Here is a 24675-nt window from a genome sequence, read left to right as displayed (position 1 = left end):
AGGCTGGTTTATGCGGGATTGGGATCTGATGAGTTTAGCGACAGAAGCACCCGAGAATCTAACGCTCTCGTCACCCATCGGCAAGCGATTTTTCCGCACTGCGAAAGCCGGTTTTCCAAGGCACCCCGGCGATTTCGCGCACTGCGACGTGTGAATATGTCACCGCGCCGGAGTACCGCCAAGCGTCCGCATGTCGACGATTGGCGAAGACGTGTTCGCGGAGGATGGCGTGACGAATCGCGAGGACTGCCTCCAATGACCTGGAGCACCCTGTGTCCCCTTGGATGCAGAAAGGATGCTCCAGCTCTTTGATTCTACAGCATCGGTAAACGCTTTTGGAACCCCTTGTCCTTCCAATCCATTGGTCCGCGGCGCCGATTGCGGACCCGCAGACGAGAGCATGAGCTGATCCGAAACGAAAGCTTGCATGACGTTTCGGATCACATCATGCAGCTCACCAAAGACTTCGGGCGGAATGACGATCTCGGTTCATCGTCTTCCGCTCGAAGCCCGGATCGGCGTGATCATCCCATCATTTTGCGCTTGGCGAGTTCGGCGTTGGCTTCGCCAAGGCGGTCTTCGGGAAGCGGTTGGGTGCTCACCCATTGCGCAAAGCGGCGCAGACCTTCGTCGAGGCCGACTTGCGGCGTGAGGCCGAGGCGATCGCGCAGCCGGCCGACATCGGCAACGTTGTGGCGAATATCGCCAAGGCGAAACTGACCCGTTACCGTCAGATTTTCAGGCTCGTTGAAGGCGCGGCAGAGGGCTTTTGCGATGTCGATCACCGATGTGGCTCGTCCCGATCCAACATTGATCACCGTATTCGGTGCCGCCTCCGCCTCGGCGGCTGCGGCAAATGCGGCCGCGACGTCGCTGACATGGACGAAATCGCGACTTTCGAGCCCATCTTCGAAAATCGGCAATTCGAGTCCGCGTCTGATCCTGGTCGAGAAAATCGACAGAATGCCGGTATAGGGATTATTGAGCGACTGACCTTCGCCATAAACATTCTGCAGGCGAAGGATGGCATGGCCAAGTCCGGCGCTGTCGCAGCCGATTCGCACAAGGTCTTCCTGCATCAGCTTGGTCGCCGCGTAGATCGAGGCCGGCGCCGTCCGATCATCCTCGCGCGTCGGGACTGCCGTCAGTGCCTTGCCCGTCTCAGGGCAGGTCGGCTCCCACTTTCGCGCCCGCAGGGCCTCTGCGGATCGTGACGCAGGCGTGATGCGCGTCGCACGCTCGGTCTCTGCGGCATCGCTGTCGACATAAGCCCCTTCACCGTAGACCGACCGGGATGAGGCCAGAAGCACCCGTCGTACCGTCGTCGCAGCGCCGTTGGCCAAAAGATGCATGAGGCGTGCGGTGCCCTGCACGTTCTCTCGGCAATACCGATCGATCTCATACATCGACTGACCGGTGCCGGTTTCAGCCGCGAGATGGATCACGCTTGTCACGCCATCCAGCGCCGCGCGCAGATCAGCCTCGCTCGTGACGGATCCGCGCCGAAAGTCGACATTCTGCGTTTGCGTAAGCCAATCCAGCGACGGGCTCGGGAGCATGCCGTGGATTTGCGCCGACAACACGTCGAGCACGCGCACATAATGCCCTCGTGCCACAAGCTGTGGCACGAGGTGCGAACCGATGAAGCCGGCGCCGCCGGTGACAAGAATCATAGTGGATTTCGCCTTTGGCACTTAGCCCGCAGTCGCCAGATAGCGATCGCGTTCGGCCGTCCAGAGTTCGGCGTAATCGACATTTTGCCAGTTCTCGAACCACGGTCCGCCGTTGGTGTAGTGGATCGCCGCGGGCAGCTCCTCGCGCCGTTCGTACTCGCCTTCGAGAAAATTCCAGTCGAGCGGCAGTTCACCGATCAGATTGTCGTCGGAGATCCACTGGAAGCGGTGCAAAAAGCCCGGGGCGGCCGAATTGACGACCTCCGGTGTCAGCGCTTTCACGTCAGGATGGGCGTTGTTGAACAGGATGAAGGACGACCAGTTTTTGCGCGGATAAACCGACTGCTGCTTGCCGTCCATCTTGACCATGTTGGCCGGGGTATAATCGTGCTGGACGACGAAAACCGCCTTGTCGCGATTGGCATGCTCAAGCACCGTGCGAACGTCACGGGTGAAGAGGAAGTCGCAGTCGACGAAGATCGTCCAGCCATCATGGGCGGCGAGATAGGGCGTCAGAAAGCGCGTGATCGAGAATTCCGTCGATGCGTTGTCTGCTCCGCGCGTGTAGAGGCCGAGCTCTCGGAGCGTCGTCAGCTTGAGCGGGTACACCTCGACATCGGGCCCGCTGTGGCGTTGAATGGAATGGCGGCAGACCTGCCAGGCAATGTCCTCGCGGCTATCATAGCCTACATAGATCTTCAGTCGGTCGGTCATGGCGGTCCTTGATGATGTTACTTGTGTCTGCGTGGGAGGGCGAATCTGCGATCTGTCTTATGGCAAGCTCAGGAACTGAGCAACGCCGAGCTTACGATGCGAAATTTGTCGAAAGAACGTCATCGCCCCGTGCCTTTTTGAAAAAATAGCGGGTCCTCGTCGACTTATGTCTTTAAAATGAAGTCGATAGGCAATTTTAAAAGATTTGCGAATCCCCGGGTTTTTCCCTGGTGTTCCTGACGAATCGTATTGCAGAGGACTTCATTTTTTGAACGGTTCTATTTCGAGCGACGGTTTCGCTTCGGATCGTTGTCTAGAGTAGTTCGCGATAAAGGGCCGAAATGCGCTGGTCATACTTGTCTTGTGAGAACTTGCCCGCTTGTTCGGGGCCGCTTTGGGCGAGCGCGGCCCGCAAGTCTGCGTCGTGGTCGATCATGCGGATCGCACGGCTGATCGCGGTTGTATCATAGGGATCCACGAGCACCCCCGCGTCCGCCACCACTTCCGGCAGGGAGCTCGAATTGGCGGCGATGACCGGCGCACCGAGCAGCATCGCTTCGAGAGCCGGCAGGCCAAATCCTTCGTAGAGGGAGGGCATCAGCAGGGCGCGCGCGTTTTCGATGAGCGCGAAGACCTGATTGGACGGAAGATAAGAGAGACGGATGATGTGGGGGCGTTTCGCGCCGCTGGGACGCTGTGCGATCGTATCAAGCTTGTCCAGGATTGGGTCGTATCCCCAGCCAAGCTTGCCGATGATGACGAGGGGATAGGTGGAGCCGGAGGTCATGTACGCATCGATGATGCGTTCGACGTTTTTTTTGGGCTCCAGGGCACCAACGAAAACGAAATATTCCTGCGGGGTCAGTTGAAGGGCGTCGACTTCGCGCAGCTTTTCGTCACTCGATATGTCGGTGTACCCGGCCGGCAGCGAGACGGCTTGATAGGTGTTGACGACCCGCTCCTCCTCGATGTCGAGAAAGGTGAGAATGTCGCGGCGTGAATTTTCAGAGACGGTGATGATTTTGTCGGCGGTTTTTGCCAGCGTCTGCAGCGTTTTCAACGTGCTTCGCTTGTTGTCCCGGGTCATGTGCGGCAGGCGCAGGGGGACGAGATCATGAATCGTGTATATGTTGGCACAGCCTTTGACGACGATCGGCGTCGGGTGGGTCGCATGCATTAGCGCCGGCTGCCGCAGAGGCGTAATGGGGAGCCGTTTTCCGTAGCGCAGCAGGTGCCGATCCGCTGTGAAAAACAGCATTTCGGCAGCTTGCCGTCGCTCAAATCCGTTGAGACCGTGCAAGACGCTTGTGTCTGCGATCAGGCCCGACGTGGCGACTTCGCGCATGGCGATGCCGAACGGGGCGGCGGTCAAGAAGCGTCCGGCACGGCGCGCATATTCTCTCACGCGAAATCGACGAGTGTCCTGTCCGTTGACATCAAACAGTCTGATCTCGTTCCAACGCGAATTGTCCTTGCTCAGCGCGAATTCGACATCGAACAGGACGTCCATCTCGTAGCCGAGGTCTTTCAACGTTGCGACCAGATTGCGAGCGTAGGAGGCAATTCCCGTTCCGTTTTTGAACGCGAGATTGCGACCTTCGATCAAGATGGGTGATGGCATACGCAAAAGCCCCTGTCGGCCCGATTTTGGGACATTCTATGTGATCAAGACGACCCGTGGGGAGCGCGCGAAACGTCGCCCGAAATCGCCGATGGTGGACGAGGTGGCTGCAAACCAGATGATGTGGATCGGACATGCGAGCTGGAGTACGGATGCGACGACGAGAGCCGCGAAGGTGGCAGTTATGACGATGGGCAATTCCCTACAGCATCGGCCCGAAAATCGGAATCGCTTTTCGGCACGCCCAATGCGGAGGGTCAATCAGCGTGTGCGTCCTTTCTGCGTTCTGTCGGACGTGCGGCGCGCGCGTTTTTTCGGTCGATTGACAAGCTTTGGCGATCACCGGTTTTCTTTCGTCAATCACAGGATTCCAGCTCGCTCCGAGCCGGACAAGTCGAAGAGTTCTGGTTGTCGTGGGGGACGTGGGCGTAACGCTCGCGAGGGCGGGGATATTCCTCCCGTGTTTTGATTGAAAATTGAGGTATGCGATATCGATGTTCTTCCTGGTATCTGGCCTGAGGACAAGCTTTACGCTGTTTGGCTTTCGTGTCGTGGAGTGTATTGCGAAGGCGAGCTTTGGCGACGTTCAGACGGCCCAAGTCGATAATCTCGAGCGGTTTTACGAGGCGCTGAAATCGCGGTCGACCGATGCCATGGTCGTGTTTTTGCAAAACAATGAATCACGCATCACGACGCTTTTGCGTCGCACGCAGTCCAAAGTGGTCGTCTTTGGCGCTGACGTGTCCGACGCCGCTGCCTTATTTATCCATCGTTACAACCGGCCGTTTGCCGCGGCTGTCAGGGTTTCCGCATTGGCGGCCGCGGGCTTGGCGGAACTTTGCGAGTCGGCCAGTGTCGTCCTTTATCCAAAGCTTGGCGTCGACGCGAAACTACTCCCGCTGGTTCAATCCCTGGCCTTGTTCTACGGTATCGACCCGGACAAAGCCTTTTTGAAGCGGGTGGCCAAGCACTTGCGGATTGCGAGCCTCGATAGCACGACGACGATTGGCCCTTTGCTGCACAAATTCTGGCTGGAGGGTACGAAGGACGCTGCCGACATGTTGTCCGACGAGGAGCGGGGCATTCTGGATGCCCTGGATCAGAGTTACGGCGAACTGATGGTCTCCGGCGGATATGAGACCGTGAGCTGGCCGATCGGCGCCTTGTATTCGCCAATCGAAAAGCAGATTGGTTTCAGCTCACCGGTCGAGTTGGTCGGTCAGGCGCGCCGACTGACCTATGGGCCCTATCTGCATTTGCCAGCGGGCGACTGGCTCTTTGAGAGTGTGCTCAGCGTCTCTGAAAATCAATCAGGCAACAAGATGGAAGTGATCCTGCGGGAACGCCATACGGCCCGGGCACAGACGACCTTCGATCTTCCTGCCCGCGGCCGTCTTGCGGTGACGCTACGCTTCATGATCGAGAACGTGCGGAATCCCGTCGAAATCTATTTTTCGGTGAAAGAAGCCGGCATTGAAGGCATCGTCGAAATCGAATCTCTCAGATTTCAAAAATACAAGCCGGACGAGCCTTCATCGACAAGCTGACATGGGAAGGCCTATCCGCGACCGGGGCTTGCGATCGTGGGCAGTGTCCGGCGGGCGGCGCACCAGAGAAGCTCGGCGTAGCGACGATAGACGTCGCCGGGGTCAAGCGGCATGCAAAGGTGCTGCAGAAAATCCGTCTGTTTTTCGACATAGCGTTCGGGATGGCTGCGGGCTTCTTCGGCGAAGGCGATCCAGTCATGTTCGTCGGTGACTTGGGTGAGGCCGGTATAATTGTCGGCGTCCATGCGCCCCGTTCCCTCGCGCCAAACGGCCGTCGGGATGCCCGCGAGGACCATGTCGACGAGGACCGACGACGGGGCCGAGATCCCATAGGCATATCGGGATAGATTGACTTTATAGATCGGGTGATTGTTGATCACGACGTTCGATGCAACGGTCGTGTTGTGCTTGAGGACGTATTGTCCGCCCGGGTGAGGACGGAGCGTGACGTCGTCGCCTTGAGATGCCAGAGCGCTGCAGAACTTATTGAAGGTCGCGACGAAGTCGGTCCCGAAATCGCCGGCAAGGTTCAGGCGAATGGAATGCAGGTTTTCGCAGACAATCCCCCTTTGCCCTTGTCCCCTTTGCCCTGATTCCTTGCGTCCTGGCTCTTCTCTTGAAGCTTGCTGGAGGAGGGTCGTGGGGCCGGTCGTCACCAGCTTTCCCCGTTGCGAAGGTGCGAGCGCGGTGAGTTTCTCCGCTTCAAGCCAGCCGCACACGATGTCGGCCGCGAAGGTGACGGCGCGCCCGTGTGCGCGATCATGATCCCGGCTCTGGAGAAAGCCGACACATTCGAGGCCATGTTGCAAAGTGATGGCGACGAATGAGTCGGGTTTGGTGCGGAAAATATCGTGCACGATGCGGTGGCCCGCCAAATTCGATTCGCTCGCTGCCAAGAGCGCGCCACCGGCAAGATATTGCAGCTGCATGAAGGCTTGGGCTTCATCCTCAATCAAACTCAATGCCGCGCCGGTCTCCCGGGCAATCTGTTGAAGCTCGTTGTGCCAGACATTGCTTCTGTCGCGTTTGTCGAACGCGGCCGTCACGAAAATTTTGGTGTCGAGGCCGAGATCGCGCGCCGCCATGAAAACCAGCGGACGCAGAACGGCGACATCCTGAAGAAGATTGACGATAAAGACGATGGACGGCGGGTTCACCTGCGCCTCCTCAATTCAAGCGGGCGGTCTGCCGGACGTATGAAAATGGCCAGCGCCAGTTCTCGTCCGAAATGCATTCGACCTTCGGCAAAATTTCCGCCATCGCCGCGCGCATCGTCGCATATTCAACCGGATAGGTCGCTAATGCGGCCGCCCGTGATCCGGTCCACGCCGCACCGCCGCCCGGACAGGCCAGGCTTGGCAGGTCCAGCATGGACAGTTTGCGGTACGTCGTCTCAATGATTCGGCCGCACGGCCGGGCTTTGCCTGCGATTTCATCCGCGAGCCGGGCGCAGACGGCCTCGGATATCAAGAGGTTGAGGCCCGTGAAGGTGTCATTCCATTCAAAGCGAATGTCGAAATTGGCGGTGACCGGAGTGCCGGGGCTCGCGATCGTCAAGATCCCCGTTCGCTTCGCCAACCGATACGCTGTGGCATTGGTGTCGCGCCCGCAAATGAGGGCGCAGGATGGGTCGGGCGACGCCTCAGGCGCCAGGCCGATCGGCGATGCGGCGATGCGGTGCTCCTCGCGTTCTTGCAGAAACGCCATCAGCCGCCTTGCTTCCGCTGCAGGGTCCGCACAGTCGGCAAACACTTCTTCAAGCTTGAGAATCGTCTCGTCGCGCAACCGGAACTGACCGGAATCGATCGCGTCATTCAGCGGCGCGGCGCGCTGATAGATGAAATCGTCCAGCCGATCATAGAGGTCGAAGCCCGGCGAAAACACCTGTGTGCCATGGCATAATGCGGTGACCGCACGATTCAGCGACTTCACGACACTGAAATTTTGGGCGCAAACCGGCAGGAACGAAATGTGGCTTTTTTTGAGAAGCTCTTCCTCTTCAGCCAGGCTCCATTCTTTCAGTTCGAAGGGGACGGGGATCTTCCGCAGTTCCACGAGCTGATCTGCGACCATCGCCCGGCGGTTCGTCAAAATTGTCAGTTTCACTGTCCAGCCCGGCCGCTGCAGTGCCTCGAGATGCCCTGCAAAGCCGCAAAGATCCGGCAATCCGACGGAAAAATATGGATTGTCTCCCATCCCGTACCAAGCCACGTGAAGCGCGCGGCTGGATGTCAGATCGGCATATTTTTCCGTGAGCCGGTCGCGCAATTTCTCCGGTTCGAACGTTTCGTGAGGATCGTTCATGACGTGAATCGGCGTGCTCTGATATCGGCATTCAAGCATGTGGCGCATCGCCGAAGTTGCGCAGAGGGCAAAATCGATATGGGCAAAACTTTCGTCGAGCCAGAGCCGCAATCGCTGGAACCGGCTGTCATCGCGATGGCTGAAATAATCGTCGAACAGATCGACACCGACGAGCTTGCCCTTGTCTCGCGCCATGCCTGCGACGAGCAAAGCACGGCCATCGAAGCATTTGCTGAGAATGTAGACGTCGTGGTCGATATCGGAAAAATCCGCGATCGGCAGGAGCGTGAGGGTATGGCCTGACGCACGCAGCGCCGGGGCGATGCGCGAATATCGAATCCGGGCGCCGGCCCGTGTCAGGTAATCCTCCGACGGTACGATGATGCAGATCTTCATGCGACCAGTCTCCGGACCTGAACGGACTGTTTAAGGCCGTCCTGCGGCAGCGGCCAGTCGAGGGATGCGGCTTCGCTGACGCGTGCGAGCGCCGCGTCGCGATCGGTGACGCTCGCTGACACGGTTGTCGTAACGTAGTGCCGAAGCCCCAGGCGGCCGGCTTCAAGCCAGAAATCCGGCAGGTTCTGAGGGGAAATTGCGTCTGGTGGTCCTTCGGCCGGCGACAGCGCGGGCTCGATTCGCTGCCAAATATCCCGTCGCATCACGATCGGATGTGTCGGTGCTGCCGCGATCGGCCAGGTGACGGGAGGCAGATGCAACAGCGCATCGATCGTCTCAGATGAGGACCATGCGGCTTCCTCGGCGTCCAGGCCGTCTGAAGCGCGGCCGGCCGAAATCATGCTATAGGTCTCGACTTTTGTCGCGGCGGTGGGCCCGACGAGGATGCAACTGGCCGAGGCGGTTTTGCTCTGGCTGGCGATATCCATCAGGACGGCGAGCGTGCGGCAATCATGGAAGAGAAGATCGTCGTCGAGGATCAGCACAAAGTCGCCCTTGGCGAGCTGCGCGGCATCTTTGAACCACTGCGGATGGCGTCTTGACGAGCGATCGTCGACGATTTGGCCGCGGCTCGAAAACAGTCGGCCCAAGACCCGTCTTGCGGCCGTTTGATCCGTCTTCTCGGCGACGACGATGGCCTCGACCGGGCCAAGCCCTTCCTGGAGTAAGATCGCGTCCATACACCCCGCCAGCCGACGCTCGTCGCCGGAGAAGCGGCAAATCACGGTCAAGGGCGGCAAAGATCCCCCGCCGAGCCGAGCTGCCATCTCGCGGGTGGATATTTCGGGTCCCAAAGGACGCAACAGCTCGGCCTCGATGGGAGACCTGATGCGTCGCATCCGCACGGCGAGCGGCGCCTTGGATTGGCAGGGGGTGTTTGCATCGGTTGGTGTTGGCGTTGACGCCGAGATGACGGGAAACAGCGAACGAGTCTGGGACGGGAGCGCGGCCTCCGAGAGCGGCGGTGCGATGACCAGGATGGGCTGCGCGTCGGCAAGATTGGCCAGGACGAAGGAACCGCAATGTTCGCCGGTTTGCACGACGATCTGGCGGTCCAGCAGACTATGCAGCGACGGAATGGCGTCTGAGGGGAGGTGGAGCGTCGAAGGTGATGGGTCCGGATTGGCGGAGCGACCCTCCAGGGCGGCGGCGCGATATCGCGCGATGGCGTCGTTGACGGCGATCGGATCGCCGGTCGAATCGAAGCGGATGTTGAGGACATGGCAAAGCCAAGCCACCAATGCCGGCGAGAAAATCATCTCCCGCCCCGTCGCCTCTGAGAGATCCACGACGATGCGCTCGATCTTCGGTGATTGCGATTGGCGTCCTGTTTCTGCCGCAGCCAGCAGGCTGGAGAGCGTTTCAAGCGCCTCGACATAGGGACGCTGGGGTTCCACGGCGAGGAGTTCACCGAAATGCACGCCACCTCTGCACAGGGAGGGAAACGGCAGTGTCGCCAGAGCGAGGAGTCGGTGTTCGGCATCGCAGATGGCGATGAGGAGCGGCATGAATGGATTGGCCGTTCGGCAATCCAAAAGCGCCGTCTGATCCATCGGAACGATCGTCTCGCTTAAGACGAGCAGTTTGTGCCGATCCGCAATCGATCGCTGGAAAATCCGGATGACGCGATCGCTCGCCTGTCTTGAAGTGGGGGTCCATCGCAGCCGGAGCAGACGCTCGTTCACGAACCATACATCTGATAATTCGAGATCTGCCGGGAGCGTCTCAAACAGACGGTCATTTTGCGCGGGAATGGCGCTTGCCCTCGCCATCGCCGCCTCTGTCTCATCATGCGAAGACTCGATATGGCGCTCGCCGATCGTCAGCGAAGCGTCACAAAAACTCAGACGATTGAAGGTCTCTGTAATGCGCGACCATCCGGCAACGGGGACAGTCGTGGCCCCGTCGTAAACGCCGAGTTCGACATCGCCCAGCATGATCTTGGGCAGATCGGGCTGAGAGGCGGAGCGAGGGATCGAAGCAATTGCCGCCGTCGGCATGGGATGGAACGGGAAGCTCAATGCCGGATTGCCGGTTGCGGGCTCCTCGATGGGAAGGTCGACCGACTGAACCGCGTCCGGTGGGGCCCAGATATCGCGATCGAGCTCGTCTCTCGTCACGCCGAGAAAAAATCTGGCGTCATTGTTGGTCGGATCGAGTTCGAGGGCCCTTAAATACGCCGTCTCAGCGGTCGCGAATTGGCCGACTTCGCGTCGCATGTGACCGAGTTGAATCCAGATAGCAGTCAGATCATCGTTGATCGCGAGCGCTCTTTCGTAAAACTCGATCGCGTCCTTCCAGTCTTTGGCCGCATTGGCTCGGTTACCCAGCCAAATCAGGGCGCGGACAAAATAACGTCCGCCGTGAAGTGGCCTAAGAGATCTGTTTAAAGCAAATTTTCTTATGTAATTATAATTTGATTTCTTATAATCTACCGGTTTTAATTCAGTTTTTTTGCGATATTTGCTCTGAGATTCGATCAAATCGCGGGTAATATTGAGTAAATTTGCGCTAGCCTTATCGAAAGGAGCCAGTTGAAGCGCTCGAAGATAGGCTTTTGTCGCCTGCTCGTCTTGGCCGATTTCACGTCGCGCATGTCCGAGCTGGACCCAGATTGCCGTCAGGCTGGGATCGATGGCCAGCGCCTTCTCATAATGGGCAATCGCAGCGGCCCAGTTTTTCTCGGCATTGGCATGATCGCCGCGCATGACGTGAAACGTCCGACGCCGGAACAGCCGGATTGCGAGAGGTCTCAATCGGTCGGACATATCGCGCATAAAAGAGGCACCATGATAAGGAAGGCGAATGTTGTCGCCTCTGGCCCTATTTCTATTTGATGGGATTTTCTTGTTAATTCTTGTTATTGGGAAAATTCAAATGGAAAATCCATAGTAGATGATCCTGTCTATTGAGATTTCTTGGCGGAAAAATTGTCGAAGACACATGCTGAGGCCTCTCAGTTTGGCGCTTGCTTCTCGTAGATGATGGGGTGATTGCTGTCAAAGACTTGTGTTGCGCAAGCTTGAGGCGGGAGCTGGCGGGTCAGGGGCGTCTGTCGCCCGGCTTTGGCGGTCACTGCTGCAGGGGCTGTGTCGAGGCAAGAGCCGTGGGAGCTTCGCTTCCGCGCCGGCGAAGATACGGGCATTGGCCGCCCGCTTACCGTCCGAAATGTCCATGGGGGTCCGCCCCGCAGCATCAGAGCTTGCGGGGTGCCGCGCTGAAATCGTCGCCGGGGCGTGAGAATCCGGAACGGCCACCATCCATATCCGGGATCTGGACGCGGGGAACCTGTCACCCCAAACATTCAAACGATTGGCTGAAGGTCGAATGGTGGGCGTGACAGGGATTGAACCTGTGACCCCTTCGATGTCAACGAAGTGCTCTCCCGCTGAGCTACACGCCCATTCGACGGAGCGGCATAGACCACAGGTCCGATTGCCCCGTCAATAGAGAAATGCCGCTGACGGTGGATTTGCCGGAACGCCTCGGAGGTCGGCTCGAGGTGTGGGGTTTTCGCAAACGCGACCGAGCGCCGGTGGGTCACGCTATCGCTGTTTTTCTCGAGGCGGTCGGGTGTTCGGCGGTGCGCTGACCGCAGCCGCTCAGAGCGCTCGTCAGCGCCCGGTCGGTGTCGACCGCGGACCGGGTCATGGCTTGGTGCGCAAAGCCCGCCGTCTCTGCGCCGATGTCACGGCCCCAAGCGTGTGCGCGCTCGCGTTGCTCTTGTCCGCGTCCGCGGCGGCCTCAGCCTCAGGCGGCGTCTTCGAGGATCTTGCCGACTTCGTCGACCAGCTCGCGCAGATGGAATGGCTTCGACAGGATCTTGGCGTTCTTCGGGGCCTTCGAATCGGGGTTGAGGGCCACTGCGGCAAAGCCGGTGATGAACATCACCTTGAGATCCGGATCGAGCTCCGTTGCCCGGCGGGCCAGTTCGATCCCGTCCATTTCGGGCATGACGATGTCGGTGAGGAGCAGGGAGAACGGCTCCTCGCGAAGGCGCTCATAGGCGCTGCCGCCATTGTCGAAAGCGATCACCTCGTAGCCGGCGCGCTCCAGCGCCTTGGCCAGGAAGCGGCGCATGTCGTTGTCGTCTTCTGCAAGCAGTATCTTCGTCATTCCCAAAATCCGAATTCGCCCGGCCCCAACGGCTCGCTCCTCACAGCGATCTTACACGAATTTCATACCAGATAGGCCCAATATTTTCTAAAAGGAATTGGCGAGCTGCGGGCTTCGGCCCTATTTTTTGGTCGTGAGCCAGGAAAGGGGGGCGATTGGCCGAGGTCATGACATTGCAGACGAGCGATGGTCTCGTCCCGGCGTTCGAGGTCATCGAGCCGTCGGAGCAAGCCATTCCGTTCGTGTTCTGCTCGCCCCATTCCGGCCGGGATTATCCCCGTGATCTTTTGGCGGCGACACGGCTCGGGCGCGATGCCATTCGCCGCTCGGAGGATATCTTCGTCGACCAGCTCTTCGCCTTTGCGCCGGGCTTCGGCGCGCCGATGATCCAGGCACGATTTCCGCGCGCCTATCTCGACGTCAACCGCGAGCCGTTCGAGCTCGATCCGAAAATGTTCGACGAGGCGCTGCCTGCTTATGTGAACACGACCTCGCTGCGGGTCGCCGGCGGGCTGGGCACCATTCCGAAGATCGTTGCCGAAAATGAGGAGATCTACCGCCGGCCGCTGTCCGTGATGGAAGGGCTGCGGCGGATCGAGATGATTTACAAGCCGTTCCATGCCGCGCTTGAGCGCCTGCTTATGCGCACCCGCGAGCAGTTCGGCTTTGCCATTCTCATCGACTGTCATTCGATGCCGTCGAGCGTCCGGGCGTTGCCGGGCGGGCGACGCCCGCATATCGTCATTGGCGATCGCTACGGCACCAGTGCGTCGAGCCGGCTGGTCGCCATGGCGACGGCGCATCTGACCACTTTCGGCTTCGATGTCGCCCGCAACAAGCCCTATGCCGGCGGCTATATCACCGAAAACTACGGGCGTCCGTCAGTCGGGCTGCACGCCATCCAGATCGAGATCAATCGATCGCTTTATGCCGACGAGCGGGAATTTCGCCCCCATGGCGGCTTCGAGCTCTTGCGCGAGGAATTGGCGCGGTTCGTGGCGCGTTTTGCCGCCGATGTCGCCGCCGACGAGTCGCGCCCGGCGGCGGCGGAGTAGCGCGCTACGCGCCCGGCAGGACGCACAGCTCGCTATCCATTGGCCTGAGCATCGGGCTTTCTTTTGCGGTCAGGTGGTCAGGCGGTCAGGCGGGCTCGGCTTAGAGCCTTGGCTCTTTTGCGCGGTCCCGTCGGGGCCGCACCTTGCACACTCCGATGGCGCCGGCGCTTCCCGTCCAAGACGCAAAAAAAACCGCACTGCTTCGCGGCAGCGCGGTTTGAAGTCTAGGGAGGAAACGCCCATAAGGGCAGCGGCAACGGATGCCGCAATGCAGAAGCTATGTTGCACCGCCAAATATGTCAACGGCATTGACTGTTTTTTCACCCTGTTCAGATCACAATCATGTGAACAAAATGTCAGCAGGTCGGATTTCTGGCAATTTTCTATGCAAAAACCGGAGGGGGAAAGGTGTGATGGAGCCGGATAGCACATTTTTGCTGGAGCTTGCCGACGCTGCCGACCGCGAGACCCTGCCGCGCTTTCGCGCTGGCGGCGGTGTCGACAACAAGCTTGGGGCGGGTGCCTTTGATCCGGTCACCGAGGCCGATCGCGCCGCTGAAACGGCCATCCGGGCGCATATCGCGGCCCGCTTTCCCGATCACGCCATCCTGGGTGAGGAGTTTGGCGAACGCCCCGGCAATCTGCGCCAATGGGTGATCGATCCGATCGACGGCACTCGCGCCTTCATCACCGGCCTGCCGGTGTGGGGTACGCTGGTCGGCCACTATGTCGAGGGGCGGGCGCGGCTCGGCCTGATGTCTCAGCCGTTCACCGGCGAGCGCTTCTATGCCGATGGCGCGGGCGCCTTCTTGAAGCGGGGCGATGGCGCGCCGCAGCAACTGGCGACCCGCAAGGCCGAGCGGCTTGCGGGCGCGACGCTTTTTACCACCTCGCCGCGGCTGTTTTCCGGCGATCTGCTGCCGCGGTTCGAGGCGCTGGAGGGCGCGGTGCGGCTGTCGCGCTACGGCACCGATTGTTATGCCTTTGCCATGCTCGCCGCAGGCCATGTGGATCTCGTCGTCGAGAGTGGTCTGAAGCCCTATGACATCGCGGCCCTGATCGCGCTGATCGAGCAGGCCGGCGGAGTCGTCACGACGATTTCCGGCGATCGGCCGGAACAGGGCGGCGACATCGTCGCGGCGGCAACGCCGGAGCTTCACGCGGCGGCTTGCGCGATTCTCGTGGGCTGAACGCGGGGGTGTCAATCGTGATCGATCGCGGCAGGTGCGGGACGGGTCTCACGCGGCGGCGAGCGGCGTGTCCTCGCCGACATAGGCGTCGAAGGCCTCCAGCACCTGTTCGCGAAACCGATCGCTTTCCTGCAGCATCTCGTGGCGGGCGAGCGGAATCGTCAGACTTGACCCGCAGCGCATCCGCCAGGCGAGGCGCTCGGCCGCGGCCGCCGAGACGACGCTATCGGCGCCAGCGGTGACGATCAGCGTCGGGATCGACAAAGCGGCAATCTCGTCGGAATTTTCCAGCCGCCGCATCGCTTTGGCCATAGCCGCGAGCCAGGCAAGGGTCGGGCTGCCGAGGAACAGCTCGGGCGCGGTTTTTGCCAACCGGCGATTGCGGTCGAACCGCCGGCGGTCACAGGTCAGCGGGTTGGTCGCCGGATGCAGCAGGCGATCGGGGACGGAGCGCCGCACGGGCAGGGTGCCGAGGCCGAGCAGGCGGCCGAGCGCGCCGACGCGATCCAAGGTTTTGAGATTGGGCACGCTGCGGGCAAATCCGATCAGCGGCGCCAGCAGCACCATGCGCTCGACGCTGATCGGCAGCCGCGACGACGCGTGCAGCGCGATCAAGCCCCCCATGGAATGAGCGAGGATGGTGTAGGGCGCGCGGCAATCGGGCAGCACGACCTCCTGCATCGCGCATTCGAGGTCGGTCAGATATTGGCCGAAATGCCGGACATGGCCGAGGTTTCGGCGGCGCAGCAAGCGTTCGGAGCCACCCTGGCCACGCCAGTCGAAGGTGGCGACGGCAAAGCCGCGGCGATTGAGGTCGGCGATGGTCTCGAAATATTTCTCGATCGCCTCGTTGCGCCCCTGCAGCAGGACGATGGTGCCGCGCGTCGGCCGTTCCCCCTTGGAGATCGCATAGCGCAGCCTGCGGCCGTCGGAGGTCGAAAAATAGCCGCCGGTGAGCCCCGGCGGGGGCGGATTGCCGGGGATCTCCACGAAGCGGGGATCGTCTGCGCTGTCGGTCATGCTGTCGTCCCCGTTGGCGCTTTGGTCTACGCGGACGGTGGATCACCGCACCCCGCCGCCAATCCTGCCGTCATCCTGGCGCCCCGTCGTTGCCGCACCGGGAGCGCCGCTGTCGAGATCAGGCCGCGTTGTCACCCGATTCCGCTGCCTCGACCTCCTTGGCGAAATTATCGAAGAACTGACCGGACAGTTTCTTCGCGCTCGAGTCGATCAGCCGTCCGCCGAGCTGGGCGAGTTTGCCGCCGACCTGAGCCTTCACCTCATAGGTCAGGAGCGTTTCGTTGCCCTCGTCGGTCAGATGCACATCCGCGCCGCCCTTGGCAAAGCCGGCGATACCGCCCTTGCCCTCACCGACGATCGAATAGCTCTCGGGCGGAGTGATATTTTCCAGCCGGACCTCGCCGTTGAACGTCGCCTTGACCGGGCCGACCTTGGCGGTGACGGTCGCCTTCATTTCGTTGTCGCCGGTCTTTTCCAGCTCTTGGCAGCCAGGAATGCAGCGTTTGAGAACCTCGGGATCGTTCAGCTTGTCCCAAACGGTTTCGCGGCTGGCTGCAAGCCGGTATTCGCCCTTCAGATCCATCCTTGTCCTCCCTCCGTTTATCTGGCCGGCCCGCGCGGCCGAGACGCTTTGCCTGCGAGCTGCCCTAACTTGCCGTTTTTGTTCGTTTTGCCAAGCCGCATGAGAATCGATAGAGAGCGTCCCATAGTGAAAACGCCGGCGACTCGATGAGGAGAACGGCCTTGGCGCGCAGCCGCCGCCCGAACAAATCCCATGCCGGGGCCGATGCCGGCAACCCGCGTTTGAAGACGCGTCGCGAGGACAGGGCGCCAAAGCCGTCCGCGCGGGGATCTGCCGCGTCAGAACGGCCGGCAGCGTCCGTCGAGGCGCTCGTCGGGCCCGCTTCGGCGCCGGCCAAGCGGCTCGATCTCGACCCGCCGCGCGGCGCGCGTCCCGCCCTTGTCGCGCCTATCGTCCTCACCGTTCGCCCGAATGACGACTACGCCCTTCTCGACAGCGGCGACGGCGAAAAGCTCGAGCGCTACGGGCCCTACCGCATCCGCCGGCCGGAGAACCAGGCGATCTGGCCGCGCCGCCGGCCGGCTGCCGAATGGGACGGTGTCCATGCCAGTTTTACCGGCGATACCGAAGAGGAAGGTCTCGGCCGTTGGCAGTTTCCCCGCGAGGCGCTTGGCGAGACCTGGCCGCTCGCCCATGACGGCCTGGCCTATCTCGGCCGGTTCACCTCCTTCCGCCATGTCGGGGTCTTTCCCGAACAGGCGGCCCATTGGGCCTTTGCCGAAGAGCGGATCAAGGCGCGGATCGGGGCCGGCTCGCCGCCTCGGCTGCTCAATCTTTTCGGCTATACGGGTCTGGCCTCGCTGCTCGCGGCGCGGGCCGGGGCCGAGGTGACCCATGTCGACGCGTCGAAAAAGGCGATCGGCTGGGCACGCGAGAACCAGGAGATGGCAGGGCTTCAGGACAAGCCGATCCGCTGGGTCTGCGAGGATGCCGTCCGGTATGTCGAGCGCGAGGTCAAGCGCGGCAGCCGCTACGATCTGATCCTGCTCGATCCGCCGAAATTCGGCCGGGGTCCGAAGGGCGAAACCTGGCAGCTGTTCGAGGATCTACCCTATCTCGTCGCCCTGACCCGGGCGCTGTTGTCCGACCGGCCGGATGGCGTGATCCTTACCGCCTATTCGATCCGCTCGTCCTTCTATTCGCTCGGTGCTTTGATGGGCGAGGCCTTTCGTGGGCTGGCCGGGCGCATCGAGGCCGGCGAACTGGTGATCGAGGAATCCGGCGCGGAGCCGCGTCTCCTCTCGACCTCTCTCTTCAGCCGCTGGATCGCCGATGCCTGACCCGACCTTTCCTCGCCGCGGTGACGATCGTGGCCTTGCCGCACCGGGCCGGATCAAGGAGATTGCCAGCGCCGCCAATCCCATCGTCAAGGATATCCGCCAGCTTGCCCAAAAGCGCCATCGCGAGGAGACCGGCCTGTTTCTGGTCGAGGGCTTGAAGCTGGTGCTCGACGGGCTGGAAAGCGGCTGGGAGCTGAAGACCCTCGTCGTCTCCAAGGCCGCCCTGCAGGGGGGCAGCGAGGTGTTGACCCGGGTCGTCTCGCGCGCGGTCGCCCACGGCGCCGATGTCGTTGAGGCGAGCGCCAAGGTGCTGGAGGCGATCGCCAGACGCGACAATCCGCAGAGCGCCATCGGCGTCTTCCGCCGGCAGCTGGCGCCGCTCAAGGGGTTGACGCTCGCAGCCGGTGACGTCGCCGTGGCGCTCGACCGGGTGCGCGATCCCGGCAATCTCGGCACCATCCTGCGCAGCGTCGACGCGGTCGGCGCCAAGGCGGTGATCCTGATCGGCGATTGCGTCGATCCCTTCGCCATCGAAACCGTCAGAGCGACCATGGGCTCGATCTTCGCGGTGCCGGTGATCCGGGCGAAGGAAGGCGAGTTTCTTGCCTGGCGGGGCGGCTTTTCAGGCCAAATCGTCGGGACGCACATGGCCGGGACGGTGGATTACCGCACGCCCGATTATCACGTCGGCGCGACGCTTCTTCTGATGGGGAACGAACAGGCGGGCCTGTCCGATCCCTTGGCGCAGAGCTGCGACCGCTTGGTGCGGATCCCGCAGATGGGCCGCGCCGACAGTCTCAATCTCGCCGTCGCGACGGGTGTCATGCTCTTCGAGGCGCGCCGCGGAGCCCTGACCCTATGATCCGCAAGCTGCTGATGGGGAATCTGACGACGGTTCTGATCGCCGTCATGCTGGACCAACTGATCAAGGCGATCGTCGTCGCGACGATGCCGCTCGGCTCGGCGATCCCGCTCCTGCCGTTCCTGGCGCTTCTGCATGCCCGCAATACCGGGATCGCCTTTTCGATGTTTTCCGAATTCGGCGATGTCGGCCTGTCGGTCCTGGCCGGGGCGGTGCTGCTGATCGTCCTGTTCCTCTGGGTGAAGACGCCGGCCGAGCGCAAGCTCACGCATTTCGGTCTGGCGATCATCGTCGGTGGAGCGATCGGCAATCTGATCGACCGTGTCCGTCTCGGCTATGTCGTCGACTATGTCTACTTCCACACGCCGGCTTTCGACTTTGCCGTCTTCAACCTCGCCGATGCCTTCATCACGGTGGGAGCGATCATCATTTTGCTCGATGAGTTCGTCGTCGCCGGCCTTGGCAATCGCAAATCGGCCGATGTCGGGCGCCGCAGCGATTGATTGACATGGTCGCGGCCGCGCCCATTGTGATGATCAGACAAACCGATGAGTGCCGACGCGTCATCGAATGGGGATGATGCCCACGGCGCCGTGAAGGGAGGCGACGATGGCTGAGACGTTTCAGGCGATCCTGATCACGCGCGACGAGGCGAAGACACAGTCGGTGGCGACGGTCGCAATGACAGCCGACGAGCTGATGCCGGGCGATGTCGAGGTCAAGGTCGAGGCGACCACCGTCAACTACAAGGACGGCCTGGCCATCACCGGCAAGTCGCCGGTGGTGCGCCGCTGGCCGATGATCCCGGGCGTCGATCTCGCCGGCACGGTGCTGCGCTCGGACAATCCGCGCTGGCATCCGGGCGATCGGGTGGTGCTCAACGGTTGGGGCGTCGGCGAAGCCCATTACGGCGCCTATGCCGGCCAAGCGCGGCTGAAGGGCGAATGGCTGGTGCCGCTGCCCGAGCGGCTTTCCGCCCGCGACGCGATGGTCATCGGCACCGCCGGCTATACGGCGATGCTATCGGTTCTCGCCATCGAGGCGGCCGGCCTGTCGCCGCAGGATGGGCCGGCGGTGGTCACCGGTGCGTCGGGCGGCGTCGGCTCCGTCGCCATCGCGCTGCTTGCCAAGCGCGGCTGGGAGGTTCTCGCGGTCACCGGGCGCACCCATGAGGCGGATTATTTGACGAGCCTCGGCGCGAGCACAATCATCGACCGGGCGGAACTCTCCGCGCCCGGCAAACCGCTCGCCAAGGAGCGTTGGGTGGCGGGCATCGACGCCGTCGGCAGCCAGGTTCTCGCCAATGTGCTCGCCGCGACACGCTATGGCGGAGCGGTCGCGGCCTGCGGTTTGGCGCAGGGGATGGATCTGCCGGCGACGGTCGCGCCGTTCATCCTGCGCGGCGTGTCGCTGCTCGGAATTGATTCGGTGATGGCGCCGCTCGGCAAGCGCCAGATCGCCTGGGCAAGGCTGGCCGAAGATCTCGATCCCCAAATTCTTGACGCGATGGCCACCGAAATCGGCTTTGACGGTTTGATCGACAAAGCCCACCAGATTGTCGAGGGAACGATCCGCGGACGGGTTGTCGCGATGTTTGATTGATCTTGCTTTTCAACACCTTGGGGTCAGTGGAATCGCGTTGTTGACACGGTCTCGCGGCGGGCTGCCCTTGTGTCCTGCGGGTGTCAGGCGTCATATAGAGGTAAACCCGGTCACGAAACCGTTGCTTAGGCTCCTTAAACCAGCACGGAATGTCGACAGGTCGATGGAGAATTCGGATGATCGCTCAGAGTGTCGGGATCGCGGAGGAGCCGCGCGGAACGCATTCCGATCGGGCTGTTGCCGGTCGTCACCGGCTCGGGCGGCGCCCGCTGCCGGAGTTTCTCCGTGATGCCGGCTTCGACAAGGCTCCAGCCGGTCTCGGAACGATGCCGGCCAAGCTCCTGCACTTCGTCAAGCGCTTCGATTCGTCCTCGCCGCTGCTCGGGCGGCTCGGCAATCTCGAAGTGCGGCTGGCGCGCAACGCCGCCGAGGTGAAAGCGGCGCAGCAGCTGCGATACCGGGTGTTCTATCAGGAGATGAGCGCTCAGCCTTCCAAGCTGCAGAAGATGACCCGCCGCGATCGTGATTCCTTCGACCGCTACTGCGACCACCTCTTGGTCATCGATCATGCCCGCGGCGGCCCGATGGCGCAGCGGATCGTCGGCACTTACCGGCTGATGCGCGGCGATCGCGCGGCGCTTGCCGGCGGCTTCTACACCGCGCAGGAATTCGACATCGCGCCGATGCTCGCCCGCCATCCCGGCAAGCGCTTCCTCGAACTCGGCCGCTCCTGCGTCCTTAAGGATTATCGCGGCAAGCGCACGGTCGAGCTGCTTTGGCAGGGCATCTGGGCCTATGTGCTCGCCCATGACATCGACGTGTTGTTCGGCTGCGCCTCGCTCGCCGGCACCGACACGGCGACGCTGGCCGCGCCCTTGTCATTTCTGCAGTCGAACGCGCCGGCGCCGGCCGAATGGCGGGTGCGGGCGCATTCCCATCGCGGCACGTTTATCGACACGATGGCGGCAGAGAGTCTCGATCCGCGCCGGGCTCTCGCCAGTCTGCCGCCGCTTGTCAAAGGCTATCTGCGGCTCGGCGGCTATGTCGGCGAAGGCGCCGTGGTGGATCGTCAATTCGGCACCACCGACGTCCTGATCGTCCTGCCGCGAGAGAAGATCAACCCGCGCTATGTCGGCTATTACGGCGCCGATGGCGGCCGCTTCGCGGCCTGATCGGCAAGCCCGAGCCGTTTGTGTCGAATGAAGATGCCGGTCGCGGGATCCTCCCGGACGGCGTTTTTCGTCCGCGCGATCAGGCCGTGGCTCAGCCGCCGCCGATGCGCACGATGCTGCGGGTCTTCAGATCGACGATCACCGGCTGGCCGCCCCAGTAGAAATAGGCGAAGGCGTGGCTGCCGTTCGGCCGCTCGAGTTTGACCGAGCCCGGAACGGAATCGCCGAGCGCCGGCGGGTTCGGCAGGCGTGAATTGTCGGTCGGATGGGCGAGGGCATACTGCAGAACGTTGACGCGATCATCGGCCGCCTGGGCCGGCGTGAACACGGCGAGCTGGAGTGCGAACAGCGCGGCGACGGCGATGGTTCTCTTCAGCATCAAGACTTTCCTCAATTTTTATCATCGTTCGAACGCCGGACTTGCTCAAGCGCATTCATCCCGTTCAATCGCATGAGTCCAATGAACGGAAGCTGAGCAGGGCGCCGCTGATCCAAGCGGTGCACCCACTGTCTCACAAATGGGGGCGTCGCGCCCAGAGTGGAATGACCGGTATTGCTCATAAATGCCGGTCGGATTGAGGAACGGTTCGTTGCGATTTTCCGCCGCGCCGTGAAAGCTCGGGGATCAAGGCGGCGCTTGGCTTGCGTGCGGGCGCCCCGGCCGATAGCGATCTGCCGAACGGCCGGGCGCTGCGCCAGCTATTCAAATGGCGCGGCCGCGCCCTGCCGATCAAACGATCGATCATGAGCCTTGCGACGAGGTGACACCCGGCGATGACCAGCGAAGCCGCTCCGACGCCGATGATGGCCCAATATATCGAGATCAAGGCGGCCAATCCCGATTGCCTGCTGTTTTATCGCATGGGCGACTTCTACGAGCTGTTTTTCGATGATGCCGCCGAGGCCTCGCGGGCACTCGGCATCACCTTGACCAAGCGTGGCAAGCATCTCGGCGAGGACATCCCGATGGCCGGCGTGCCGATTCATGCCGCCGACGACTATTTGCAAAAGCTCATTGCCCTTGGCCATCGCGTTGCAGTCTGTGAGCAGATCGAGGATCCCGCGGAGGCAAAGAAGCGCGGCGCCAAGTCGGTGGTCAAGCGCGACGTCGTGCGTCTGGTCACGCCCGGCACCATCACCGAGGAGGCGCTGCTCGAACCCGGCCGCGCCAACTATCTGATGACCCTGTCGCGGATCGGTGCCAGCGGCGCCGAGGACTACGCGCTGGCCTGGGCGGATCTGTCCACCGGCAGCTTTCGCACGGCGAAGGTCGAGCGCGAGCGGATCGAGGCCGAGATCGCGGCGATCGAGCCCAGCGAGATTGTCGTCGCCGAGCCGCTGTTTCACGATGTTAGGCTGGCGCCGCGACTGAAGCGTTTCGGCCGGGCGGTGCGGCCTGAGCCCCAGGCGTTTTTCGACGGCTCGACTGCCGAAGCCCGAATCTGCCGCTTCTTCGGCGTTGCGACGCTTGAGGGCCTCGGTCGCTTCTCGCGGGCCGAGCTGTCGGCGGCGGCCGCGCTGATCGCCTATCTCGGCAAGACCCAGCTCGCCGCCAAGCCGATGCTGGAGCGCCCGGTTCAGGTCGCAGCCGGTTCGATCATGGAGATCGACCCGGCGACCCGCGGCTCGCTGGAGCTGACCCGGACTCTCTCGGGTAAGCGTCAGGGCTCGCTGCTTTCGACCATCGATCGCACCGTCACCGGTGCCGGCGCGCGGCTGTTGGCGGCGCGAATCGCCACACCGCTGACCGACACGGCGGCGATCGCCGCTCATCAGGACGCCGTCGCCTTTCTCGTCGATGAGCCGCATCTGCGTCGGGCTCTGCGCAAGGCACTGGCCGGGCTGCCCGACAGCGAGCGCGCCCTCTCGCGGCTGGCGCTCGGGCGCGGCGGGCCGCGCGATCTGGCCGGTGTGCGCGATTGCCTGGCGGCGGCGCTGGCGCTCGCCGAAACCTTTGGCGATCCGCTGCCGGCCGAAATTGCCGCCGCGCGCGACGCGCTGCGGGCGCTGCCGACAGATCTCGCCGATCGGCTCGCCGATCACCTCACCGATGCGCCGCCGCCCTTCAAACGCGACGGCGGCTTCGTGCGCGCGGGCGCCATTGCCGCGCTCGACGAGGCGCGGCTGCTCGGCGAGAACTCCCGCCGGGTGATCGCCGAACTCGAAGCCCGCTATGCTGCCGAGACCGGTGTGCGGAACCTCAGGATCAAATACAACAACGTCATCGGCTACTTCATCGAGATGGGCGAGGCGCCGGCGAAGGCCTTGATGGCGAGCGACGGGGGAGCGGTGTTCCGCCATCGCCAGACCATGGCCTCGGCCATGCGCTTTTCGACCGAAGAGCTGGCCAATCTCGAAAGCCGCATCGCCGGTGCCCAGAGCGAGGCGCTATCGCTGGAGCTGGCCTGTTTCGACACGCTTGCCGCGGCGGTTCTCAGCCAGACCGATGCCTTGCGCGACGGCGCGGGGGCGCTGGCCATCCTCGACGTCGCCGCTGCGCTTGCCGAAATCGCCGTCGAGGCGAACTGGACCCGGCCACATGTCGACGACACGCTCGCCTTCGCCATCGAAGGCGGACGCCACCCGGTGGTCGAGGCGGCATTGAAGGCCGGCTCGGGCGATCCGTTTGTCGCCAATGACTGCGATCTGTCCCCCGACAATGGCGGCAACGGCGGCGGCAACGGCGCGATCTGGCTGCTCACCGGCCCGAATATGGGCGGTAAGTCGACCTTCCTGCGCCAGAATGCGATTATCGCGGTTCTGGCCCAGATCGGCTCCTTCGTGCCGGCAAAGAGCGCCCGGATCGGCGTCGTCGACCGGCTGTTTTCCCGCGTCGGCGCCTCCGATGACCTCGCGGAGGGACGCTCGACCTTCATGGTCGAGATGGTCGAGGCGGCGGCGATCCTCAATCAGGCCGGCGAGCGGGCGCTCGTCATCCTCGACGAGATCGGCCGCGGCACCTCCACCTATGACGGCTTGTCGCTGGCCTTTGCGACGGTCGAGCATCTGCACGAAAGCAACCGCTGCCGGGCGCTGTTTGCCACCCACTTCCACGAGATGACGGCGCTGGCCAAGAAGCTTGGCCGGATCCGCAATGCGACGATGCGGGTCAAGGAATACAAGGGCGAGGTGATTTTTCTGCACGAGGTGACGGCGGGAACGGCTGACCGGTCCTACGGCATTCAGGTGGCCAAGCTCGCCGGCTTGCCGAAGAGCGTCGTCGAGCGCGCCCGCCACGTCTTGACGGAATTGGAGCGCGGCGGATCTGAGGCCCGGCGGACGGCCTTCATCGACGATCTGCCGCTGTTCTCGGCGGCTGCCGCCAAGGAGATCGCTCGTGACGAGTTGCCCGCACCGGAGGCATCGGCACTCGTGCGGGCGGTCGGCGAGATCGATCCGGACCAGATGTCGCCGCGTGAGGCGCTCGATACGCTTTATCGTCTCAAGCAGATCGCCGGCGCAAAGTGACGCAGGCTTTGA

Annotated in this window: 19 protein-coding genes and 1 tRNA gene; 9 read left to right on the top strand and 11 right to left on the bottom strand. The window is 62.3% G+C overall.

All coding sequences use genetic code 11. The annotated features are described in order from the left end of the window. Positions 1–524: 524 nt before the first annotated feature. The 3 genes from J1C48_RS02255 to J1C48_RS02245 form a co-directional block, all read right to left on the bottom strand. Complete coding sequence (locus J1C48_RS02255) at positions 525–1673, bottom strand: NAD-dependent epimerase/dehydratase family protein (RefSeq protein WP_207256012.1); 1149 nt, start codon at positions 1671–1673, stop codon at positions 525–527. A gap of 21 nt (positions 1674–1694) precedes the next feature. Beyond that, positions 1695–2387, bottom strand: a complete 693-nt coding sequence (locus J1C48_RS02250) for a glycosyltransferase (protein ID WP_207256011.1) — start codon at positions 2385–2387, stop codon at positions 1695–1697. A 313-nt stretch (positions 2388–2700) separates the two neighbouring features. Further along, complete coding sequence (locus J1C48_RS02245) at positions 2701–4008, bottom strand: glycosyltransferase family 4 protein (protein ID WP_207256010.1); 1308 nt, start codon at positions 4006–4008, stop codon at positions 2701–2703. A 494-nt stretch (positions 4009–4502) separates the two neighbouring features. On the opposite strand from J1C48_RS02245, the gene J1C48_RS02240 reads away from it, so the two are divergent. Next, positions 4503–5555 (top strand): hypothetical protein, encoded by a 1053-nt coding sequence (locus J1C48_RS02240; protein ID WP_207256009.1) that lies wholly within the window; start codon positions 4503–4505, stop codon positions 5553–5555. 11 nt (positions 5556–5566) lie between these two features. Here J1C48_RS02240 and J1C48_RS02235 read toward each other — a convergent pair whose 3' ends face one another. The 5 genes from J1C48_RS02235 to cpdR form a co-directional block, all read right to left on the bottom strand. Then, a complete protein-coding gene (locus J1C48_RS02235) occupies positions 5567–6712 on the bottom strand; it encodes a hypothetical protein (RefSeq protein WP_207256008.1) in 1146 nt (381 codons plus the stop codon). A 10-nt stretch (positions 6713–6722) separates the two neighbouring features. Further along, positions 6723–8069: a hypothetical protein gene (locus J1C48_RS02230; RefSeq protein ID WP_207256007.1), complete on the bottom strand. Its 1347-nt coding sequence runs from the start codon at positions 8067–8069 to the stop codon at positions 6723–6725. 182 nt (positions 8070–8251) lie between these two features. After that, positions 8252–11023: a tetratricopeptide repeat protein gene (locus tag J1C48_RS02225; RefSeq protein WP_207256006.1), complete on the bottom strand. Its 2772-nt coding sequence runs from the start codon at positions 11021–11023 to the stop codon at positions 8252–8254. Positions 11024–11643: 620 nt separating this feature from the next. Continuing rightward, positions 11644–11718, bottom strand: a tRNA-Val gene (locus tag J1C48_RS02220). 347 nt (positions 11719–12065) lie between these two features. After that, a complete protein-coding gene (gene cpdR / locus J1C48_RS02215) occupies positions 12066–12431 on the bottom strand; it encodes a cell cycle two-component system response regulator CpdR (protein ID WP_207256005.1) in 366 nt (121 codons plus the stop codon). A gap of 167 nt (positions 12432–12598) precedes the next feature. Between cpdR and J1C48_RS02210 the strand changes: the two genes are divergently transcribed. Both J1C48_RS02210 and hisN read left to right on the top strand, forming a co-directional pair. Next, a complete protein-coding gene (locus J1C48_RS02210) occupies positions 12599–13486 on the top strand; it encodes an N-formylglutamate amidohydrolase (RefSeq protein ID WP_207256004.1) in 888 nt (295 codons plus the stop codon). 413 nt (positions 13487–13899) lie between these two features. After that, positions 13900–14676: a histidinol-phosphatase gene (gene hisN / locus J1C48_RS02205; RefSeq protein WP_207256003.1), complete on the top strand. Its 777-nt coding sequence runs from the start codon at positions 13900–13902 to the stop codon at positions 14674–14676. Positions 14677–14724: 48 nt separating this feature from the next. Here the strand turns inward: hisN and J1C48_RS02200 are convergent, their stop codons facing one another. Both J1C48_RS02200 and J1C48_RS02195 read right to left on the bottom strand, forming a co-directional pair. Beyond that, positions 14725–15696, bottom strand: a complete 972-nt coding sequence (locus tag J1C48_RS02200; protein WP_207256002.1) for an alpha/beta hydrolase — start codon at positions 15694–15696, stop codon at positions 14725–14727. A 118-nt stretch (positions 15697–15814) separates the two neighbouring features. Next, complete coding sequence (locus J1C48_RS02195; RefSeq protein WP_207256001.1) at positions 15815–16279, bottom strand: SRPBCC family protein; 465 nt, start codon at positions 16277–16279, stop codon at positions 15815–15817. A gap of 146 nt (positions 16280–16425) precedes the next feature. Between J1C48_RS02195 and J1C48_RS02190 the strand changes: the two genes are divergently transcribed. The 5 genes from J1C48_RS02190 to olsB all read left to right on the top strand — a co-directional run bounded on the left by J1C48_RS02190 (position 16426) and on the right by olsB (position 21195). Next, complete coding sequence (locus tag J1C48_RS02190; protein WP_207256000.1) at positions 16426–17559, top strand: RsmD family RNA methyltransferase; 1134 nt, start codon at positions 16426–16428, stop codon at positions 17557–17559. Further along, positions 17552–18421: a TrmH family RNA methyltransferase gene (locus J1C48_RS02185; RefSeq protein ID WP_207255999.1), complete on the top strand. Its 870-nt coding sequence runs from the start codon at positions 17552–17554 to the stop codon at positions 18419–18421. The genes J1C48_RS02190 and J1C48_RS02185 overlap by 8 nt, the downstream gene beginning before the upstream one ends. Beyond that, positions 18418–18924: a signal peptidase II gene (gene lspA / locus J1C48_RS02180; RefSeq protein WP_207255998.1), complete on the top strand. Its 507-nt coding sequence runs from the start codon at positions 18418–18420 to the stop codon at positions 18922–18924. The genes J1C48_RS02185 and lspA overlap by 4 nt, the downstream gene beginning before the upstream one ends. A 106-nt stretch (positions 18925–19030) precedes the next feature. Next, positions 19031–20023 carry an acrylyl-CoA reductase (NADPH) gene (gene acuI, locus J1C48_RS02175; protein ID WP_207255997.1) on the top strand — a complete coding sequence of 331 codons (993 nt, stop codon included), beginning with the start codon at positions 19031–19033 and terminating at the stop codon, positions 20021–20023. A 326-nt stretch (positions 20024–20349) separates the two neighbouring features. After that, positions 20350–21195: a l-ornithine N(alpha)-acyltransferase gene (gene olsB / locus J1C48_RS02170; RefSeq protein ID WP_207256129.1), complete on the top strand. Its 846-nt coding sequence runs from the start codon at positions 20350–20352 to the stop codon at positions 21193–21195. A 91-nt stretch (positions 21196–21286) separates the two neighbouring features. Here olsB and J1C48_RS02165 read toward each other — a convergent pair whose 3' ends face one another. Further along, positions 21287–21574: a hypothetical protein gene (locus J1C48_RS02165; protein ID WP_207255996.1), complete on the bottom strand. Its 288-nt coding sequence runs from the start codon at positions 21572–21574 to the stop codon at positions 21287–21289. Positions 21575–21969: 395 nt separating this feature from the next. Here J1C48_RS02165 and mutS point away from each other — a divergent pair, with 395 nt between their 5' ends. Next, complete coding sequence (gene mutS / locus J1C48_RS02160) at positions 21970–24663, top strand: DNA mismatch repair protein MutS (RefSeq protein WP_231081526.1); 2694 nt, start codon at positions 21970–21972, stop codon at positions 24661–24663. Positions 24664–24675: the final 12 nt, after the last annotated feature.

This window comes from Jiella flava, assembly GCF_017349315.1.
Classification (GTDB): Bacteria; Pseudomonadota; Alphaproteobacteria; order Rhizobiales; family Rhizobiaceae; genus Jiella; species Jiella flava.
The sequence above is the reverse complement of the archived record's forward strand: the minus strand, read 5'-3'. Positions and strand labels throughout refer to the sequence as shown.